Origin of the sequence: uncultured Campylobacter sp. (assembly GCF_937997465.1) — a bacterium.
Lineage (GTDB): Bacteria > Campylobacterota > Campylobacteria > Campylobacterales > Campylobacteraceae > Campylobacter_A.
Window position 1 is genome coordinate 1 of record NZ_CALKTQ010000137.1, and the last position, 1,049, is coordinate 1,049.

Sequence of the window (1,049 nt, forward strand, 5' to 3'; positions counted from 1 at the left end):
GATATAACGCATAGTTTTATCGATGGAGAAAATTTCTAGCTGCGTTAAAGACGCTCGCGAGGCAAGCTCTAAATCAAATTAAAATTTGACTTCGGCCGAAAGCATAAACATCCTGCTCTCGCCCAGGCTTAGCCCGTTAGCTACGCCAAGAACGCTAGCGCTGGTGCCTGCACCGTCGGCGCTTGCAGGATACATGCCCGCCCAGTATTTTTTGTTAAATACGTTATTTACGTTAAATCGCAAAGTGGTTTGTTTGCCCAGCATCGCGCGACTAACGTATCTCACGCCAAGATCCGTGACGAAAAAGCTAGGCGTAGCCTGAGTGTTTAGATCGTCGATGTACATCTTGCTCGTGTAGTGAAAATTTGCGCTAAACGCGAGCTTTTCGGTATTTGGCACGACGTAGTCAAATAGCAAATTCGAGTTTAGTTTAGGCACGCCGTTTACGACTTTGCCGTTTGCGCCTTTTAGTAGCGGGTCTTTAAATTTAGAGTTTATCAGCGTAAAGCCGCCTAGAACGCTTAAATTTGACGTGATTTTGCCGCCGCTCATAAACTCAAAGCCAGTATTTACCTGCTCGCCTTGGACGTCGTATCTGCCGTTACCGCCGACATAGGCGATAGGGCGCTGTATCCTAAACACCGCCGTGCTAAAGTCGATTTCGTTTATGCGAGCTTTGGCGCCTATTTCGTATTGTTTCGAGCGATACGGTTTTAGCACGCTAGTCGTGCCGTCGGTGTTCGTGCCACTGCCGCCTTGTTGCAAGCTATCGGCAAAGGTAATATAGGTGCTCACGTTTTCAACAGGTTTATATACCAGGCTCGCGCCGTAGCTAAGGCCGGATTCGTCGTATTTGGTCACGATAGGTTTTAGCTGTCTTTGCGTAGCGGTTATGGCCGGACGAGTGCGCTCTTTTATCCAGCTGTTTGAGAGGCTTAGTAGCAAGCTAAAGTTATCATTTATCGTGATATCGTCTAGCACGGAGATATTTTTCATATCGGTCGTACTGAGTTTATATAAATTTGAGCCTTTTTTAGAGTTTGGATGCG

General features: G+C 46.8%; 1 protein-coding gene. It reads right to left on the reverse strand.

The window, feature by feature from the left end; all coding sequences use genetic code 11:
- Nucleotides 1–78: 78 nt before the first annotated feature.
- Nucleotides 79–1,049: TonB-dependent receptor (locus tag Q0546_RS04260; protein ID WP_298790831.1), on the reverse strand; the 971-nt coding region annotated here is incomplete at its 5' end.